The 15,802-nt window shown below is 37.1% G+C and carries 8 protein-coding genes; 5 read left to right on the top strand and 3 right to left on the bottom strand.

Translation table 11 applies throughout. The features are described 5' to 3' along the window. The coding region (locus FJR04_RS22300; protein WP_168498930.1) for an isochorismatase family cysteine hydrolase at nt 1-560 on the bottom strand (560 nt) is incomplete at its 3' end. Between the two features lie 79 nt (nt 561-639). Here FJR04_RS22300 and FJR04_RS22295 point away from each other — a divergent pair. From FJR04_RS22295 to FJR04_RS22285, 3 genes are all read left to right on the top strand, one after another. Continuing rightward, the gene (locus FJR04_RS22295) at nt 640-2,043 is read left to right on the top strand and encodes an amidohydrolase (protein WP_168498928.1); all 1,404 of its coding nucleotides are present in this window, start codon (nt 640-642) and stop codon (nt 2,041-2,043) included. Between the two features lie 45 nt (nt 2,044-2,088). Beyond that, entirely contained in the window at nt 2,089-3,297 is a 1,209-nt protein-coding gene (locus FJR04_RS22290; protein ID WP_168498925.1) for a NupC/NupG family nucleoside CNT transporter, read from the top strand. A gap of 65 nt (nt 3,298-3,362) precedes the next feature. Continuing rightward, on the top strand, nt 3,363-4,103 hold the full coding sequence (locus FJR04_RS22285) for a phytochelatin synthase family protein (protein WP_168498923.1): 741 nt from the start codon (nt 3,363-3,365) through the stop codon (nt 4,101-4,103). A gap of 69 nt (nt 4,104-4,172) precedes the next feature. On the opposite strand, the gene FJR04_RS22280 is transcribed toward FJR04_RS22285, so the two are convergent. After that, nucleotides 4,173-4,619: a hypothetical protein gene (locus FJR04_RS22280; protein ID WP_168498921.1), complete on the bottom strand. Its 447-nt coding sequence runs from the start codon at nt 4,617-4,619 to the stop codon at nt 4,173-4,175. Nucleotides 4,620-4,713: 94 nt separating this feature from the next. Next, the gene (locus FJR04_RS22275) at nt 4,714-5,778 is read right to left on the bottom strand and encodes a cupin-like domain-containing protein (RefSeq protein ID WP_168498919.1); all 1,065 of its coding nucleotides are present in this window, start codon (nt 5,776-5,778) and stop codon (nt 4,714-4,716) included. Between the two features lie 458 nt (nt 5,779-6,236). Between FJR04_RS22275 and FJR04_RS22270 the strand changes: the two genes are divergently transcribed. Both FJR04_RS22270 and FJR04_RS22265 read left to right on the top strand, forming a co-directional pair. Beyond that, nucleotides 6,237-10,034, top strand: a complete 3,798-nt coding sequence (locus FJR04_RS22270) for an AMP-binding protein (protein WP_168498918.1) — start codon at nt 6,237-6,239, stop codon at nt 10,032-10,034. Further along, nucleotides 10,031-15,766: a type I polyketide synthase gene (locus FJR04_RS22265; protein ID WP_168498916.1), complete on the top strand. Its 5,736-nt coding sequence runs from the start codon at nt 10,031-10,033 to the stop codon at nt 15,764-15,766. The genes FJR04_RS22270 and FJR04_RS22265 overlap by 4 nt, the downstream gene beginning before the upstream one ends. Nucleotides 15,767-15,802: the final 36 nt, after the last annotated feature.

Raw genomic sequence — 15,802 nt, 5'->3', positions numbered from 1 at the left:
GTTAAACCTAAATTTCGCAAAATACTATCTAAAGGTGTATCCCAAAATCCACTCATGCGATATTTATCAACCTGGATATCTTCTGGTAGCTGTTCTAGTTCTTCCACTACCGCAGCAGCCCAACTTCCCTTCATAAGTACCTTAGCACTGTTGCTGGGCAAGGGATCACCTAATCCGACACCTTCTCCTGTGGGGTTGTATACGTGCAGTAACCCCGCACTGATATTCAGTAAATCGGGACGATTTCCCCAATTTAACCAAATGATCGGCACATCAGCAACCCTAAGTTGTGGTAATAATTGTTGCAGAGGTGCGATCGCTTGCCGGGCAGGAGTGACATCTACACCAATATGTGCTAACCAACCATCAGGATGACAGAAATCGTTTTGCATATCAATCACTATGATAGCAGCTTTGGACAAGTCGCAACGGAGAGTTTTAGTTTCTGTTGTTAAAATAACTGGTTGTGGAGTTTTTTGAGGACGGGTAATATCTGCAAATGTCTGATTTACTTCCCAAGCGTTGGGAATAACTCCTAATTTCCGAACGGGTAGATTCATAAATGCCGATTCTCAATATCGTTGTTTAACTTGTAGCTGGAATCATGTTAAAGGAAGTTACTTAATTAAGGTTAAAATCATGAATTTTTTTACAATTAAAAACACTTTAATTAGCGTTACAAATAGTTACATAACTACAGATGTACAGGTTGTAGATGGTAAAATCACCGCTATTGCCCCTAATTTAGAGATAATTGGGACAGCAATTAATGGAGAAAATAAACTTTTACTACCTGGTTTTTTCAATGCCCATACTCACTCTTCAGAAATGTGGCAACGAGGAATAATTCCCCCTTTACCTCTAGAATTATGGTTAGCACATCTATATGATTTTACTCCTTTAAATACAGAACAAGTTTATCTCAGTGCCTTGGCAACAGCAGTAGAAACTTTACTTTCTGGAGGAACAAGTTTAGTAGATCATTTAGTATTAATTCCTGGACAAGAATTAGAAACCATTGCCGCAGCAGTTCGCGCTTATCAAGAAATAGGAATTCGGGCTTTTATTGCCCCTTTAATTCAAGATCAATCTTTGAGTATGAGTATACCCAATGGAGATTCACAACCAAATCATGAATCTTATTTTCGTTCTACTGGGGAAACTTTAGCCATTGTTGAAACAGCAGTAAGGCAATTTCATCAACCGGAAGCAGGAATTAATATTTTAGTTGCACCAACAGGAATTCAGTTATGTAGCGATGCTTTATTTACAGGATGTATGGCATTAAGTAATAAGTACAATCTTTGTCGTCATGCCCATTTATTAGAAACTAAAGCCCAGGAAAAACTAGCTGAAGAGAAATATGGTTGTACTGCGGTTGAACATTTACAAAATCTTGGTTTTTTGAACAGTTCCACAAGTTTAGCACATTGTGTATGGTTAACCGAATCTGATATTAATATTCTCGCCCAAACTCAATCTACAGTTGTTCATAATCCTTTAAGTAATCTCCGTTTAGGCAGTGGTATCGCTCCAATTATCAAATATATCCAAGCAGGAGTAAATGTGACTTTTGGTTGTGATGGTGCTTCTAGTAATGACTCTCAAGACTTGTTAGAAGCTATTAAAATTGGTTCTATTCTGCACAATACTACAGAACTAGATTATCACCACTGGATTACACCACGTCAAGCTGTAGAAATGGCATCTTTAGGAGGTGCAAAGGGTTTGAATGTAGAAGATCAACTTGGTTCGCTTACTGTTGGCAAGAAAGCCGATTTAGTGTTATATGATCTCAACAATTTATCATTACTTCCTCGGACAGATCCCCTGGGTTTATTAGTTTTAGTTCGTACTGTCAATGTTGTTAATAGTGCTTGGGTAAATGGTAAGCAAATTATTAATAATGGGAAAATTACTACAATTAATGTTGATGAATTGCAACAAGAAATTTTCAATTGGAATCACTGGGAAACACATCCCAAATCAGCAACTGTAGCTAAATTAGCCCCTCATTATCGGCAAATAATGGGATTAACTTAATTCACATAAAGATGTAAAGTAGAGATATCAATAATTTCATTGAATATGGAACGTGTTATTTCTACTTTAGGACTCTTCGTTTTTATCGGTATATCCTATGCCCTTTCTGTTAACCGTCGTGGTGTGCGTTGGCGTACAGTTGCTTGGGGGTTAGGCTTGGAATTTATCTTGGCTTTAGTAATTCTCAAAACGCCTTGGGGTTTGAATTTATTTAAATCTTTAGGAGATATCATTGGTAATTTTTTAGCTTTCTCTGATGTGGGAGCAAAATTTGTCTTTGGTGAAAACTTTAAAGATCATTTTTTTGCTTTTCAAATTCTCCCAACCATTATCTTTTTCTCATCATTTATTAGTATTCTCTACTACTATGGTATTTTGCAAAGGGTTGTTAATGCCCTAGCATTGGTAATGATGAAAACTATGAAAACATCGGGATCTGAATCTTTATCTTGCGCTGGAAATATCTTCTTGGGACCCACAGAAGCAGCACTCATGGTTAAGCCTTATATAGCAACTATGACTCAATCTGAATTGCACGCTGTGATGACTGGAGGTTTTGCGACTATTGCCGGTGGAGTATTAGGCGCTTATCTGTCTTTTGGGATGCCATCAGAACATTTAATTGCCGCTTTTTTTATGACTTCTCCTGTTTCTTTAATAGTATCAAAAATAATGTATCCAGAAACAGATGTATCGGCAACTAAGGGGAAAGTTGATATAGAGATTAAGAGTAATTATGTTAATGCTATTGATGCAGCAACTTCAGGAGCAATTGAAGGTGTAAAATTAGCGGTTAATGTGGGGGTAATAGTTATTGCTTTTTTGAGTTTATTGGCTGCTGTAAATGCCTGTTTAGGTTGGTTGGGAAGTTGGGTAGGTTATCCACAATTATCTTTAGAATGGATGTTATCTTTTGTTATGTCTCCTCTAGCATGGTTAATGGGGATAACTTGGGCTGATTGTGGACAAGTTGGGGTATTATTAGGTAAAAAAACGATTCTCAATGAATTTATTGCTTATTTGGATTTAGGAGAACTGATTAAAAAACAAGAAATTTCTCAACGTTCAGCAATTATTGCTACTTATGCCTTATGCAATTTTGCTAATATTGGCTCGATTGGAATTACTATTGGTGGTATGAGTGGCATCGCACCCAATCGTCAACAAGACTTAGCACGTATGGGTGTAAAAACGATGATTGGCGGATTATTAGCAGGTTTCATTACTGCTGCGATCGCCGGAATGTTGATTTAACAAAACCATAGAAGTATGGCTTGCTTTTGTGATTAAAAAATTTACAATTAGGTTAAAAATGAATTATGAAATTGAGGGTAATTTGTTCTATTAAAACATCAATTAGAGTTATAATTCTGGGTATTTGTTTAGCTGGAGGCAATGTTTTTGCTCAAACATTACCACTTTCATCTAACTTAATTAGTTTTGATACTCCGGAAGGGGAAACTTTATTGATTGCGAGTAAATCAAAAAGTGATTTTTTTCCATTAAGTACACAATTTGTCACACAAAATAATCAGGCATATTGTGGAGTTGCTAGTATTGTTATGGTGCTAAATAGCTTGAAAATCCCTGCACCAGAAGCACCCCAATATAAACCATTTCGGGTATTTACTCAAGATAACTTTTTTAGTAATGAAAAAACTAGAAATGTAGTAACTTCGGAAATTGTTTCTCGTCAAGGTATGACTTTAAGTGAGTTAGGAGGATTGTTAGAAAGTTACAATGTACAAGTTAAAGTTTATCATGCTGGTGATACGAGTTTAGAAGAATTTCGTAAGTTAGCAGCAGAGAATTTAAAACAAACAAAAAACTTTGTTGTTATTAACTATTTACGTAAAGAAATTGGTCAAGAAAGAGGTGGACATATTTCGCCTTTGGCAGCATATAATGAGTTAACAGATAGATTTTTAATTATGGATGTTTCTCGCTATAAATATCCCCCAGTTTGGGTAAAAACAGCAGATTTATGGAAAGCAATGAATACAGTTGATTCAACAGCAGGGAAGACACGGGGGTTTGTCTTTGTGAGTAAGAATAATTGATATGGGTAATGGAAATGCTACTTTAGAAGCAGTAGCAGATCCTCTTGGTGAGGGCTTACCTAGAGGCTATTAATTCTTTTTGCCATAACCTAATTGCCAACTCTTGATTTGTTTTAAGTCGTTAATTTTACCTGTGGAAATAAGTCTCAATGCGGTGCGTGTTTGTAAATATCCCTTGACTAAATAATGTCCTGGTTTAGCATTGATTTCGTCTATAGTTTGACTAGGATTGATGGTAATTCCACAAAATTTTTTATTGACTGGTAAATTAATTGTGATCAAACGATCATATACATAATTATTTGGCAGCATAAACACAGCATATACATGATGCTGACCTAACCAAGGACGAACCACAACTTTCTCAGGATGGAGATAAGATTGTGTAGTTTGGCTAACCATAAATCCCCCGTTTTCACAGGGGTAATCTGGTAATTTATTCCAGAACTTAACAACGCCAATGATCACAACTAAAGTCAAGGAGAATAAGAAATAAGGGAGTTGACGGTTTCGCACTGCTACTATTAATAACTATGATTTTTACTCATAGTTTTGATTTTACTAAATTACTGAAAATAATCACCTGCGATCGCTGACAATATGAAAAATATTATTCAGCCCCCGTAATTGCTTTATTGAGTTTATCACTATCATATAGCCCAGATACAAATTCAGGCTCATGAGCAAGTATTTTTCTCTTAGCAAACTTATGTTCACGCAGATAAAATTTCACAGTATTAAATGTCTCAGCTTGTTCAGCATTTAAATCAGCCAAACTTTTATCTTCTATAAGACTACTCTTTTTAGTGTTATTTAAAGGTACTCCTATAGATTTCCAGTACAGCAAATTTTTCACAAGTTCTAGAACAGTCATTGGAAACAGAAAGGACAAAGATAAGTTTAGCCCTGGTGGAGAAACTACACCATGTAACCAATTAGTAGGTAAATACAATATTTCCCCTTCCTGAAGCTCAAAATCATAGTATTCTAAATTATCTAAACTAGTGTCACTTAAATTTAGTTTAGTTAGATCACATTGAAATACAGATTCTAATAATTCCTTTTTTTGAAAATGAGAAGCTATCCACCATCTTTTCCTTCCTGCTAATTGTACAAAAAAGTTACATAAGCCATGATCTGCATGAATGAAGGTATTAGTATTACCTTGACTACACCAGGTATTACCATTGACTATAGTAGATAAATTGGATAGAATAAATTTGCCAAAAATCCCTTTCTTTAAGCCTATGAATATAATTACTTTTTGCAGAAGGGAAGAATCCACTAGTTTTTCTCGAAAGAATTCTGTATTAAAAAAGAATTGAATGATATTTTCTAGTTGATGATTGTATTTCTCATCTTTAAATCCAATTGGCGAGAGAATTTTATCCTTGGTGAAAAAGAATAGAGATGTGGAATAAGTTTTACTACCACGAGAATCTTCCCCTCTGGAGTATTCCATAATATTATTGAGATCGCTTAAATTATCATTGCTCTTAAAAACTTGTTCTTTGTAATTTTGTTCAAAATTTATGAGAGTATTTTTTAATGCTTGAATTCGTGATATATCATTGTCATTTAAATTATAAATAATTGGTTTTTGAAAGTTCTCAGTTTCTTTTTTAAGAGTGCTATAGTTGGCATCTTTTACCCTTGTAATTTCTAAGCGTCTCACCATATATTACCTACCTAGTGCAATTGTTTTGGATTTTAGCTGTAAATTCTATCAGTATTGTGAAAATTTATGGCGCTAAATTGGTTTTTAGCCTGTTTTCATTTGCTTATTCAAAATTAGCTAACAGTTAAGCTACTATATAGCAGACAACGTTACCTAATATTACTGATCACGAGTAAAGTTAAAATAATTACTGAAATATCTTGCCAAAGTCCAGGAACTAATGCAATTATTTTAGTGCTAATTTAAAATTCACTGTTTTTAATTGACAAAATTATGATTACCATGCTACTGAAAGTTTAAGTCAGACTGCTTGCAAGTCATAGTGATTCACTATACACTGCATAATTAGTACCAATAAATACTAGCAATGCCTAGCCTAAATGTCAGGTATTTTATAAATAGCTGCCAAAATCATAGACTTGCTGATAACTGCACAATTTTGTCATAGAGGCCAAATGACGATTGATCTGAATTATTGCCCAAACACTCTAGTAGACCTGCTACAGAAAAGAGCATTATACCATCCGAGCCAGACAGCATATACCTTTCTGGAAAATGGGGAAATAGAATCAGACAGTTTGACATATCAACAGTTAGATACAAAAGCCAGAGCGATCGCTTCTGAACTCCAGTCATTTTTAGCACCAGGTGATCGAGTATTACTACTGTATCCATCTGGGTTAGAATTTATTTGTGCATTCTTTGGGTGTCTGTATGCTGGTGTAGTAGCCATTCCCGCCTATCCACCCCGACGTAATCAGAATATGTCTAGGCTAGAGGCAATTATCAGAGATGCCCAAGCAGCAGCAGTATTAACAACTACAGGTTTATTGGCAAATATACAGGAGCGGATCAGCGAAAATCCCGAATTCAATATATTAAAATCCTTAGCAACAGATAATATTCATACTGACCAAGCCTTAAACTGGGAAAAACCAGCAATTAACAGCGATACACTGGCCTTTCTGCAATACACCTCCGGTTCTACAGGCACACCAAAAGGCGTAATGGTGAGTCATAGTAATTTGCTATACAACGAGCAAATGATTCAAATAGCCTTTAATCATGATCAAAGCACTATTTTTGCTGGTTGGCTGCCCTTATTTCATGACATGGGATTGATAGGAAATGTCCTCCAGCCCATGTACTTGGGGATACCATGTTATTTAATGTCACCAGTAGACTTTATCCAAAAGCCATATCGCTGGTTAGCGGCTATTTCTCGCTACAAAGCCACCACATCAGGAGGACCTAACTTTGCTTATGATTTGTGTGTTCGTAAAATCACACCAGAACAAATAGCAACTTTAGATTTAAGTAGTTGGCAAGTAGCCTTTAATGGTGCAGAACCCATTCACGCCCAAACCCTGGAAAAATTTACTACCACCTTTGCATCCTGTGGTTTTCGCCCAGAAGCATTTTATCCCTGTTACGGCATGGCAGAAACAACTTTATTAGTTTCTGGCGGCTTACAAACAGCAGATCCTGTGATGATTTCAGTAGCCGAAACAGCCCTAGCACAAAACCAGATTATTACCACCACAAAACCGCAAAATAGCCGAAAAATCGTTGGTTGTGGGCAAACATGGTTAGAGCAAGAAATCATCATCGCTGATCCAGAATCCTTAACTCGTTGTCTGGCTAATCAAGTGGGAGAGATTTGGGTATCAGGACCCCATGTAGCCCAAGGTTATTGGCAAAGATCAGAACAGACAGAAGCCACCTTTAACGCCTATTTAGCAGATACCAAAGCCGGACCATTTCTCCGCACTGGTGATTTAGGATTTGTGCAGAATGGTGAATTATTTGTTACCGGACGAATTAAAGATGTCATTATTATCCGTGGTCGTAATCATTACCCCCAAGATATTGAACTAACAGTAGAAAACAGTCATCCAGCCCTCAAACCAGGCAGCGGGGCAGCATTTACAGTAGAAGTAGATGGTGAAGAAAGACTGGTTATTGCCCAAGAAGTAGAACGGACTTATATCCGTAAACTTGATGTTGATGAAGTAGTTGAAGCTATCCGCAGAGTAGTTTCTATTCACCATGAATTACAAATTTATGCCGTAGTTTTACTGAAAACAGGCAGTATTTTCAAGACATCCAGTGGCAAAATCCAGCGCCAAGCTTGTCGAGCAGCATTTTTAGCAGATAGTTTCAGTGTGGTAGGGAGTTGGCAGTCAGAACCTATACAACAATCTCCACGAAATTCTCTCCCAGTTGTCGCCAATAACAGCAAATCCCGTGCCGATGATCTGATTAATTGGCTGCGGAACTATGCAGGAGAACGGATTAACTCCAGGATAATTGATGAACGTCGCTGCATTCCGCCTTATATTGTCCTTGATTTCGGAAATCGGGGGATTTTGGGAATGCAAGTTCCCGAACAGTATGGAGGAATCGCTCTCAGTAATCGTGACACCTTACGGGTAATTGAACAACTCGCCGCCATTGACCTCACTCTGGCCTCTTTTGTCGGTGTTCATCATGCTTTGGGAACTCGTCCCTTGATGAACTACGCTACATCTAGTATCCGGGATCAATTTCTGCCTTTAATTGCTCAAGGTCGTGAATTAGGGGCTTTTGCAATTACCGAACCCTGTGCCGGTTCTAACCCTAGAGGCATTTTATCCCAAGCAATTCCCGATTCTCAAGGTGGTTGGCGGTTGCGTGGTCAAAAAGAATGGATTGGTACAGGTGCATGGGCGGGAATTATCAATGTTTTTGTGCAATTACTGAATGAAAATCATCAACCAATTGGGATTACTGGTTTCATGATTCGTCAAGGGACAAAAGGATTGCGCCAAGGTCCAGAAGCCTTGACAATGGGCATGAGAGGCATGGTGCAAAATAAGATATATCTTGATGATGTGAGCGTGACTTCTGAACATTTATTAGGGGAATTAGGCGGAGGTTTAGAAGTTGCTCAAGATGCGATGATGTTCGGACGATTAGGTTTAGGAGCAATGAGTATTGGGGGGATGAAACGTTGTACTCAATTGATGCTGCGCTATGGTTCACGCCGTTCTATTTCTACAGGTCGTTTAATAGATAATCCTTTAACATTAAATTGGTTAACGGAAATTACAGCGGCTATTACAACTTTAGAAACTCTAGTTTTTAGAATTGCGGATTTATTAGATCAGGGTTATTCTCTTCCTGAAGAAGCCTATGCAGCTTGTAAAACATCAGGTCCAGAATTTTTATGGCAAGCGGCTGATCATTTAGTACAATTATTAGGTGGTCGGGGTTATATAGAGACGAATATTGCTCCCCAAATTCTCAGAGATGCGAGACTACTTCGCATTTTTGAAGGTCCGACGGAAACATTAAATATGTTTTTGGGATCACGGATTTTAAACAAAAGCGCAGAATTAGATAATTTCTTGTGTGTCGGTTTAGAAGCGCCGGAAATTGCTGAAGTTCTCAAAGCAGCAGTAACACAAATTAATGCTCAGTTTACTAATTCTAAAAATAATGTGGAGAGCCGACAATGGTTGTATCTACGAACTGGTGAATTAACAACTTGGGCGATTCTTTTGGCTGCATTAGCAGGAAAAATCAACCGATGTGATGCTGATCATTTACAACGAGCATTCACTTGGGCAAGATTAAATTTTGAACAGAAACTTACTAATTTACTAAATGGAACACCAGCCGAATTAATTAGAGATGATGCTAATGTGATTGTGAATCAGATATATAATTACACTGACACTATTGGCGATATAGAACAAGTTTTAGCAGGAGAAGATACTGATCTTGATCAATTATTAAAACAGGGAACAGGGAACAGGGAACAGGGAACAGAGAGCAGGGAACAGGGAACAGTTAATAATTTTCCGAATGACGTTCACACAGAGTTACCAAAGGAAATAGTACCAAGTACCAAAAATTCTTTTGAATCTGTAGGAAACTGGATTGAAAAATGGTTAGCTGAAAAATTAAGAATAGATATCAATAAAATTGATGTGGGGAAATCCTTTGCTGATTATGGCATGGATTCAGTTATGGCTGTTGAATTAGCTCAAGAATTGGAAGAATGGTTAGATCGTCCTTTAGAAGCTACTATAATTTGGAATTTTCCAACTATTGAATCTTTATGTAAATATTTAACTAATCAAATCCCAGATTTGCCCTTGGAAAAGCCAATTTCTAGTAACCAAAATCAGCCTGCTGAATTGGATCTGGAAGCATTAATTAATCAGGAAATATCAGAGTTAGAAAATTTATTGGAGCAAAGGAAATGAGTAATATTTCCGCATCTAATCAGGATCAAAATGCCACATTACAACGGTTACTAAATGCCCTCAAGCAAGCCCGCACTCAATTAGAAAATGTAGAGCGCCAAAAAACCGAACCGATTGCTATTATTGGGATGGGGTTGCGGTTTCCTGGAGGTGTCAAAAATCCGGAAACATTTTGGCAATTATTAGCAAATGGTGAAGATGCAATTACAGAAATTCCGGCTCAACGTTGGGATGTTGATCGTTATTATGATCCTGATCCAGATGCTCCTGGTAAAATGTATACTCGCTATGGCGGTTTTTTAGATGCAGTAGATCAATTTGATCCACAATTTTTTGGCATTTCTCCCCGCGAAGCCATAGACATGGACCCCCAACAAAGGCTACTTCTAGAAGTTGCTTGGGAAGCGATAGAAAATGCGGGAATAGCCGCAGAAGGACTCAAAGGCACGCAAACCGGGCTATTTGTAGGGATGAGTGCGGATGATTATTCTCAACTGAGTATCAATTTTGATGATTTAAACCGTCTTGATGCTTACAGTGGTTTTGGGACTGCGCGGAGTATCGCTATCGGTCGTTTGGCTTATATCCTGGGTTTACAGGGTTTAACGATGCAGTTAGATACATCTTGCTCATCTTCGTTGTTGGGTATTCATTTAGCTTGTCAAAGTCTGCGTTCGGGTGAATGCAATCTCGCTTTAGCCGGTGGGGTGAATTTGATGCTTTCCCCAATTACCACCATTTTATTCTGCAAAACCAAGGCTTTGTCTGCGGACGGACACTGTAAAACCTTTGATGCTGCGGCTGATGGTTATGCTAGGGGTGAAGGCTGTGGTATGGTAGTGCTGAAAAGATTATCAGATGCGATCGCCGATCATGATAACATTCTGGCAGTAATTCGCGGTTCTGCTGCCAACCACGATGGTAAAAGTAACGGGTTGACAGCCCCTAACGGCTCGGCTCAAGAAGCCGTCATTAAGCAAGCATTAGCCAATGCTAGGGTAAAACCAGAGCAGATCCAATATGTGGAAGCACACGGTACAGGCACACCTTTGGGAGATCCCATTGAGGTATTAGCATTAGGAAAAGTTTTCGGCGAAAATCGGTCAAAGCAAGATCCTTTGATGATTGGTTCTTTGAAAACTAATTTTGGACATTTGGAAGCAGCAGTTGGTGTAGCTAGTTTAATTAAAGTAATTTTATCTTTGCAACATCAACAAATTCCTCCACATCTGAATTTTAAAAATCCTAATCCCTATATTCCTTGGGACAAGTTACCAATTGCAGTTGCTACCGAATTAACGCCTTGGACAGGAAAAGATGGACAAAATTTAGCCGGAGTTAGCTGCTTTGGCATGAGTGGTACAAATGTGCATTTAATTGTCGAATCAGCACCGGAACAATTAAAGAATGGAGATCATATTCAAGAACGTCCTTTGCATCTTTTGACACTTTCCGGGAAAAGTAAACAAGCTTTGCAGGATTTGGTGCAGAACTATCAGGAATTTTTAAGTCAAAACCCAGCGGTATCTATTGCAGATATATCTTTTACAGCCAATACAGGGCGATCGCATTTTGACCACAGATTAGCTATAATTGCCGAATCAAATCTCCAGTTAAGTCACCAATTGAATATTTTCTTGACAGGAATAGCAGATGTAGAAACGTTCCAGGAAATCTCTTTACAAGGTCAATTAACTAGCAATAAATCCCCCAAAATAGCCTTCCTCTGCACAGGACAAGGTTCGCAATATGTGGGAATGGGAAAATCACTATATGAAACTCAACCAATATTTAGAAAAGCTATAGAAGAATGTAATCGAATACTCAATCAATATTTAGAAAAACCATTAATAGAAATCCTGTATACAGAAACAGATTTAATAAATCAAACAGCCTATACTCAACCTGCCTTATTTGCCATAGAATATGCCTTAGCACAAATGTGGAAATCTTGGGGAATTAAACCAGATATAGTTATAGGTCATAGTGTAGGTGAATATGTCGCCGCTTGTCTAGCAGGAATATTCAGTTTAGAAGACGGATTAAAATTAATTGCCTATCGTGGTCAACTCATGCAGCAGCTACCAACTGGAGGAGAAATGGTAGCCATTATTGCCACAGCAGCACAAATTCAACCAATAATTGCCCCATATAAACAAGTAAGTATTGCTGCTTACAACACACCAAATAGCATTGTTATTTCTGGAGAAAAAGCAGCTATTAGAGAAATTTGCAATCAACTAGAACAGCAAAACATTAAAACTAAATATTTAGAAGTATCTCATGCTTTTCATTCTCCTCTCATGTCACCAATGCTGGCAGAATTTGAGAAAATAGCTCAACAAATTACATACAATCAACCGAAAATTCCCCTAATTTCTAACCTAACTGGACAAAAAGCAGATGCTACTATTACTACTTCCAAATATTGGGTAAGTCATATTTCTCAACCAGTGAGATTTGCAGATAGTATCAACACTTTAATAGAATTAGGTTATGAAGTATTTCTAGAAATAGGACCCAAATCCACTTTATTAGGCATGGGTAGACAATGTATATCTGATCATATTGGAATATGGCTACCATCTCTCCGTCCAGGAACAGGAGAATGGCAACAAATATTGCAAACTTTAGGACAATTATATATTCAAGGTGCGGAAATTGACTGGTTAGGATTTGACGCAGATTATCACCGTCAGAAAGTGCAACTTCCTACTTACCCTTTCCAAAGACAACGTTATTGGTTAGAAACAAATCATTATACTCATCCTACCACAAACCTAGTTAAACAACATAGAAAATCTCACCAACATCCACTACTGGGAGAACAGTTACGTTTACCATTTACATCACAGATTCGCTTTGAAAACCAACTAGCAACCAATAACCCCCCACACCAAGAACACCATAGAATTTTTAATATCAATATATTAGCAGCAGCTTCACATATTGCTCTGATACTGTTAGCAGTAAAACAAGGATTTAATACTTCAAGCTGTACTATAGAAGAAGTATTTTTTCAAAAACCTCTAGTTATTGCTGAAGAGAACAACCGCACTATTCAAATAATTATCGAAACAGAAAATAAAACCCAAAATAACTTTCAAATCATCAGCCAAGAAACAGGAACAGAAAATCAAGATACTTCTTGGATAAAGCACGTTACTGGGTTATTAAAAATAGGACAAGAAATAGATAATAGAATTATTTCTCATCAAGAAATAGAAAATATCCAAAAAAGATGTTCACAAATAATTAAAGGTGAGGAATATTATCAACAACTAACCGCAGCCGGATATACTTTAGGAACAGCCTTTCAATGGATAGATAAAGCTTGGCAAGGCAACGGGGAAGCACTAGGAAAAATGCAGTTTCCAGAAATACCAGATACAGTAAATGACTATCAACTTTATCCTGGTTTAATTGATTCCTGTTTCCAAGTTTTAGGAATGTGTCAAGGATTAGTAAATGAACTAGATCATATAGATACAAATAATTTTATTTTCATTCCCTTCCATATCGAAAAGTTTCAATTTTGCCAACAACCAAAAAGTAGTAATTTATGGTGTCATGTTCAGCAAATAAATCAAGACAAGACAGGTAGCCTCATTGGTGATATTCTCATCTTTGATAACCAGGGAGAAATCATTGCCAAAATCACAAACTTTGAAGCCAGAAAAGCCTCCCGTGAAGTCTTGCGTCGCAGTCTGCAACCTAATCTCAATGATTGGTACTATCAGGTAGAATGGCAAAAAATAGGTGACAGAATAGGTGACAGGGAACAGGTGACAGGTGACAGAAAGAAGAGGGAAGACGGGAAGACGGGAGAAATAATAGAAACTTCTTCTACACTGTCACCTGTCAACTATCACCTGTCCCCTTCTTCTTTGTTGATTTTTGCACCTAGTCATAATGTGGGTGCAGAAATAACTCACAAATTAGAAAAGCAAGGATATCAATCTATTGTTGTTTATCCAGGAGAAAATTATCAAAAACTAGATAACTATCATTATCAAGTATCTCCTACTCAACCCGCGGATTTTCACAAATTACTATCAGCAATAGTTGAAGAAACCAGTGTACAGAGAATAGTACATTTGTGGAGTTTGGGGACAACAATAGACAAATTAACAAATGCTCAAGAAATGACTTGCGGTAGTGTCTTGCATTTATTACAAGCAATGCTATCGAATTTCACAAAAATATCACCGCAGTTGTTATTAGTAACTCAGGGTGTACACCAAATTAATCATGATCAAGAATCTGTACAAGTACAACAAGCACCATTATGGGGTTTAGGAAAAGTTATTGCTTTAGAACATCCTGAATTTAATTGTCGTTGTTTAGATTTAGAAATAGGAATAAAATCAGCAGAAGTGGCAAATATCATCTTTGATGAAATTACTGATGTTGATAGAGAAAATCAGATTGCGTATCGTCAAGGTGTGCGTCATGTAATGCGTTTAGGTTCTGGGAAAATTAGTAATCAAACTACAATTAATATTGATAGTGAAAGTAGTTATTTAATTACTGGTGGTTTGGGATCTTTAGGACTTTCTGTAGCTCATTGGTTAGGAGAAAAAGGTGCAAAACATTTAGTATTAATAGGCAGAAATGAACCTTCTCAAAATGCTCAAACTCAAATTGATAAATTAGTAAATGCAGGGATAAAAATTTCTGTGTTGTCAGGAGATATTTCTCAATTAGCAAATGTGCAGGAGATGATCGAGAAAATTGAGATGTCTGGAACGCCGTTAAAGGGTGTTATTCATAGTGCGGGGGTGTTGGATGATGGAATGTTAAATCAAATGGATTGGGAGCGGTTTTCTAGGGTCATGCAGCCGAAGGTAGAAGGGGCTTGGTATTTACATGAATGTACCCAGCATTTACCTTTAGATTTCTTTGTATGTTTTTCTTCCATAGCGTCTTTATTGGGTTCTCCTGGACAAGGTAATTATGCAGCGGCTAATGCGTTTATGGATGCTTTGGTTTATCACCGTCGAGGGTTAGGATTACCGGGTTTAAGTGTGAATTGGGGACCTTGGAATAATAGTGGTATGGCTGCACGTTTAGGAGATCAATATCAACAGCGGTTACAATCTCAAGGGATTACTTCTATTTCTCCTGAAATTGGTTTTCAAGCTTTAGCTGATTTGTTATCTACACAATCTCCCCAAGTTGGTGTTTTCTCTATCAATTGGTCACAGTTTTTGAGACAATTGTCTGGGGGTACAAAAATGCCGTTATTAGAAACATTGGTGGACAATGAGCCATTATTACCATCTCAAAAATCTACATTTATTCAACAGTTAGAGGAAGCCGCTATTGAAACAAGACAAGAGTTATTAATAGCTCATATTCGTTTGCAGATTGCCAAAATTCTAGGTATGAAAAACCCAGAACAAATAGGACTCAGAGAACGACTATTTGATTTAGGCATAGATTCACTAATGGCAGTAGAATTAAAAAATATTATTGAATCAAGTTTAGTTTGTTCTGTCCGTTCAACGGTTTTATTTGATTATCCCACTTTGGAAGCATTAGTAAATTATTTACAAAATGATGTATTGTCACTGGAATTTGCTCTCCCAGAGGAAAAAATAGAAGTAGAAAATGATTCATCAGATCGTTTTCAAGAAATGACTCAGAATGATTTAGCTCAATTGCTATCAGCAAGATTAGCAGCTTTGGGAAATAAAAATAATGATGATTTTTTAGAAGAAGATGATTGATATTTTTGGATAAATTATCTGAATTTATAGATATCT

The sequence above is a fragment of the Anabaena sp. UHCC 0204 genome, from assembly GCF_009711975.1.
Classification (GTDB): Bacteria; Cyanobacteriota; Cyanobacteriia; order Cyanobacteriales; family Nostocaceae; genus Dolichospermum.
The sequence above is the reverse complement of the archived record's forward strand: the minus strand, read 5'-3'. Positions and strand labels throughout refer to the sequence as shown.

Excerpts from the sequence above, each read along its gene's own strand:
- FJR04_RS22295 (WP_168498928.1), top strand. The coding sequence starts at position 640 with ATGAATTTTTTTACAATTAAAAACACTTTAATTAGCGTTACAAATAGT.
- FJR04_RS22290 (WP_168498925.1), top strand. The coding sequence starts at position 2,089 with ATGGAACGTGTTATTTCTACTTTAGGACTCTTCGTTTTTATCGGTATA.
- FJR04_RS22285 (WP_168498923.1), top strand. The coding sequence starts at position 3,363 with ATGAAATTGAGGGTAATTTGTTCTATTAAAACATCAATTAGAGTTATA.
- FJR04_RS22270 (WP_168498918.1), top strand. The coding sequence starts at position 6,237 with ATGACGATTGATCTGAATTATTGCCCAAACACTCTAGTAGACCTGCTA.
- FJR04_RS22265 (WP_168498916.1), top strand. The coding sequence starts at position 10,031 with ATGAGTAATATTTCCGCATCTAATCAGGATCAAAATGCCACATTACAA.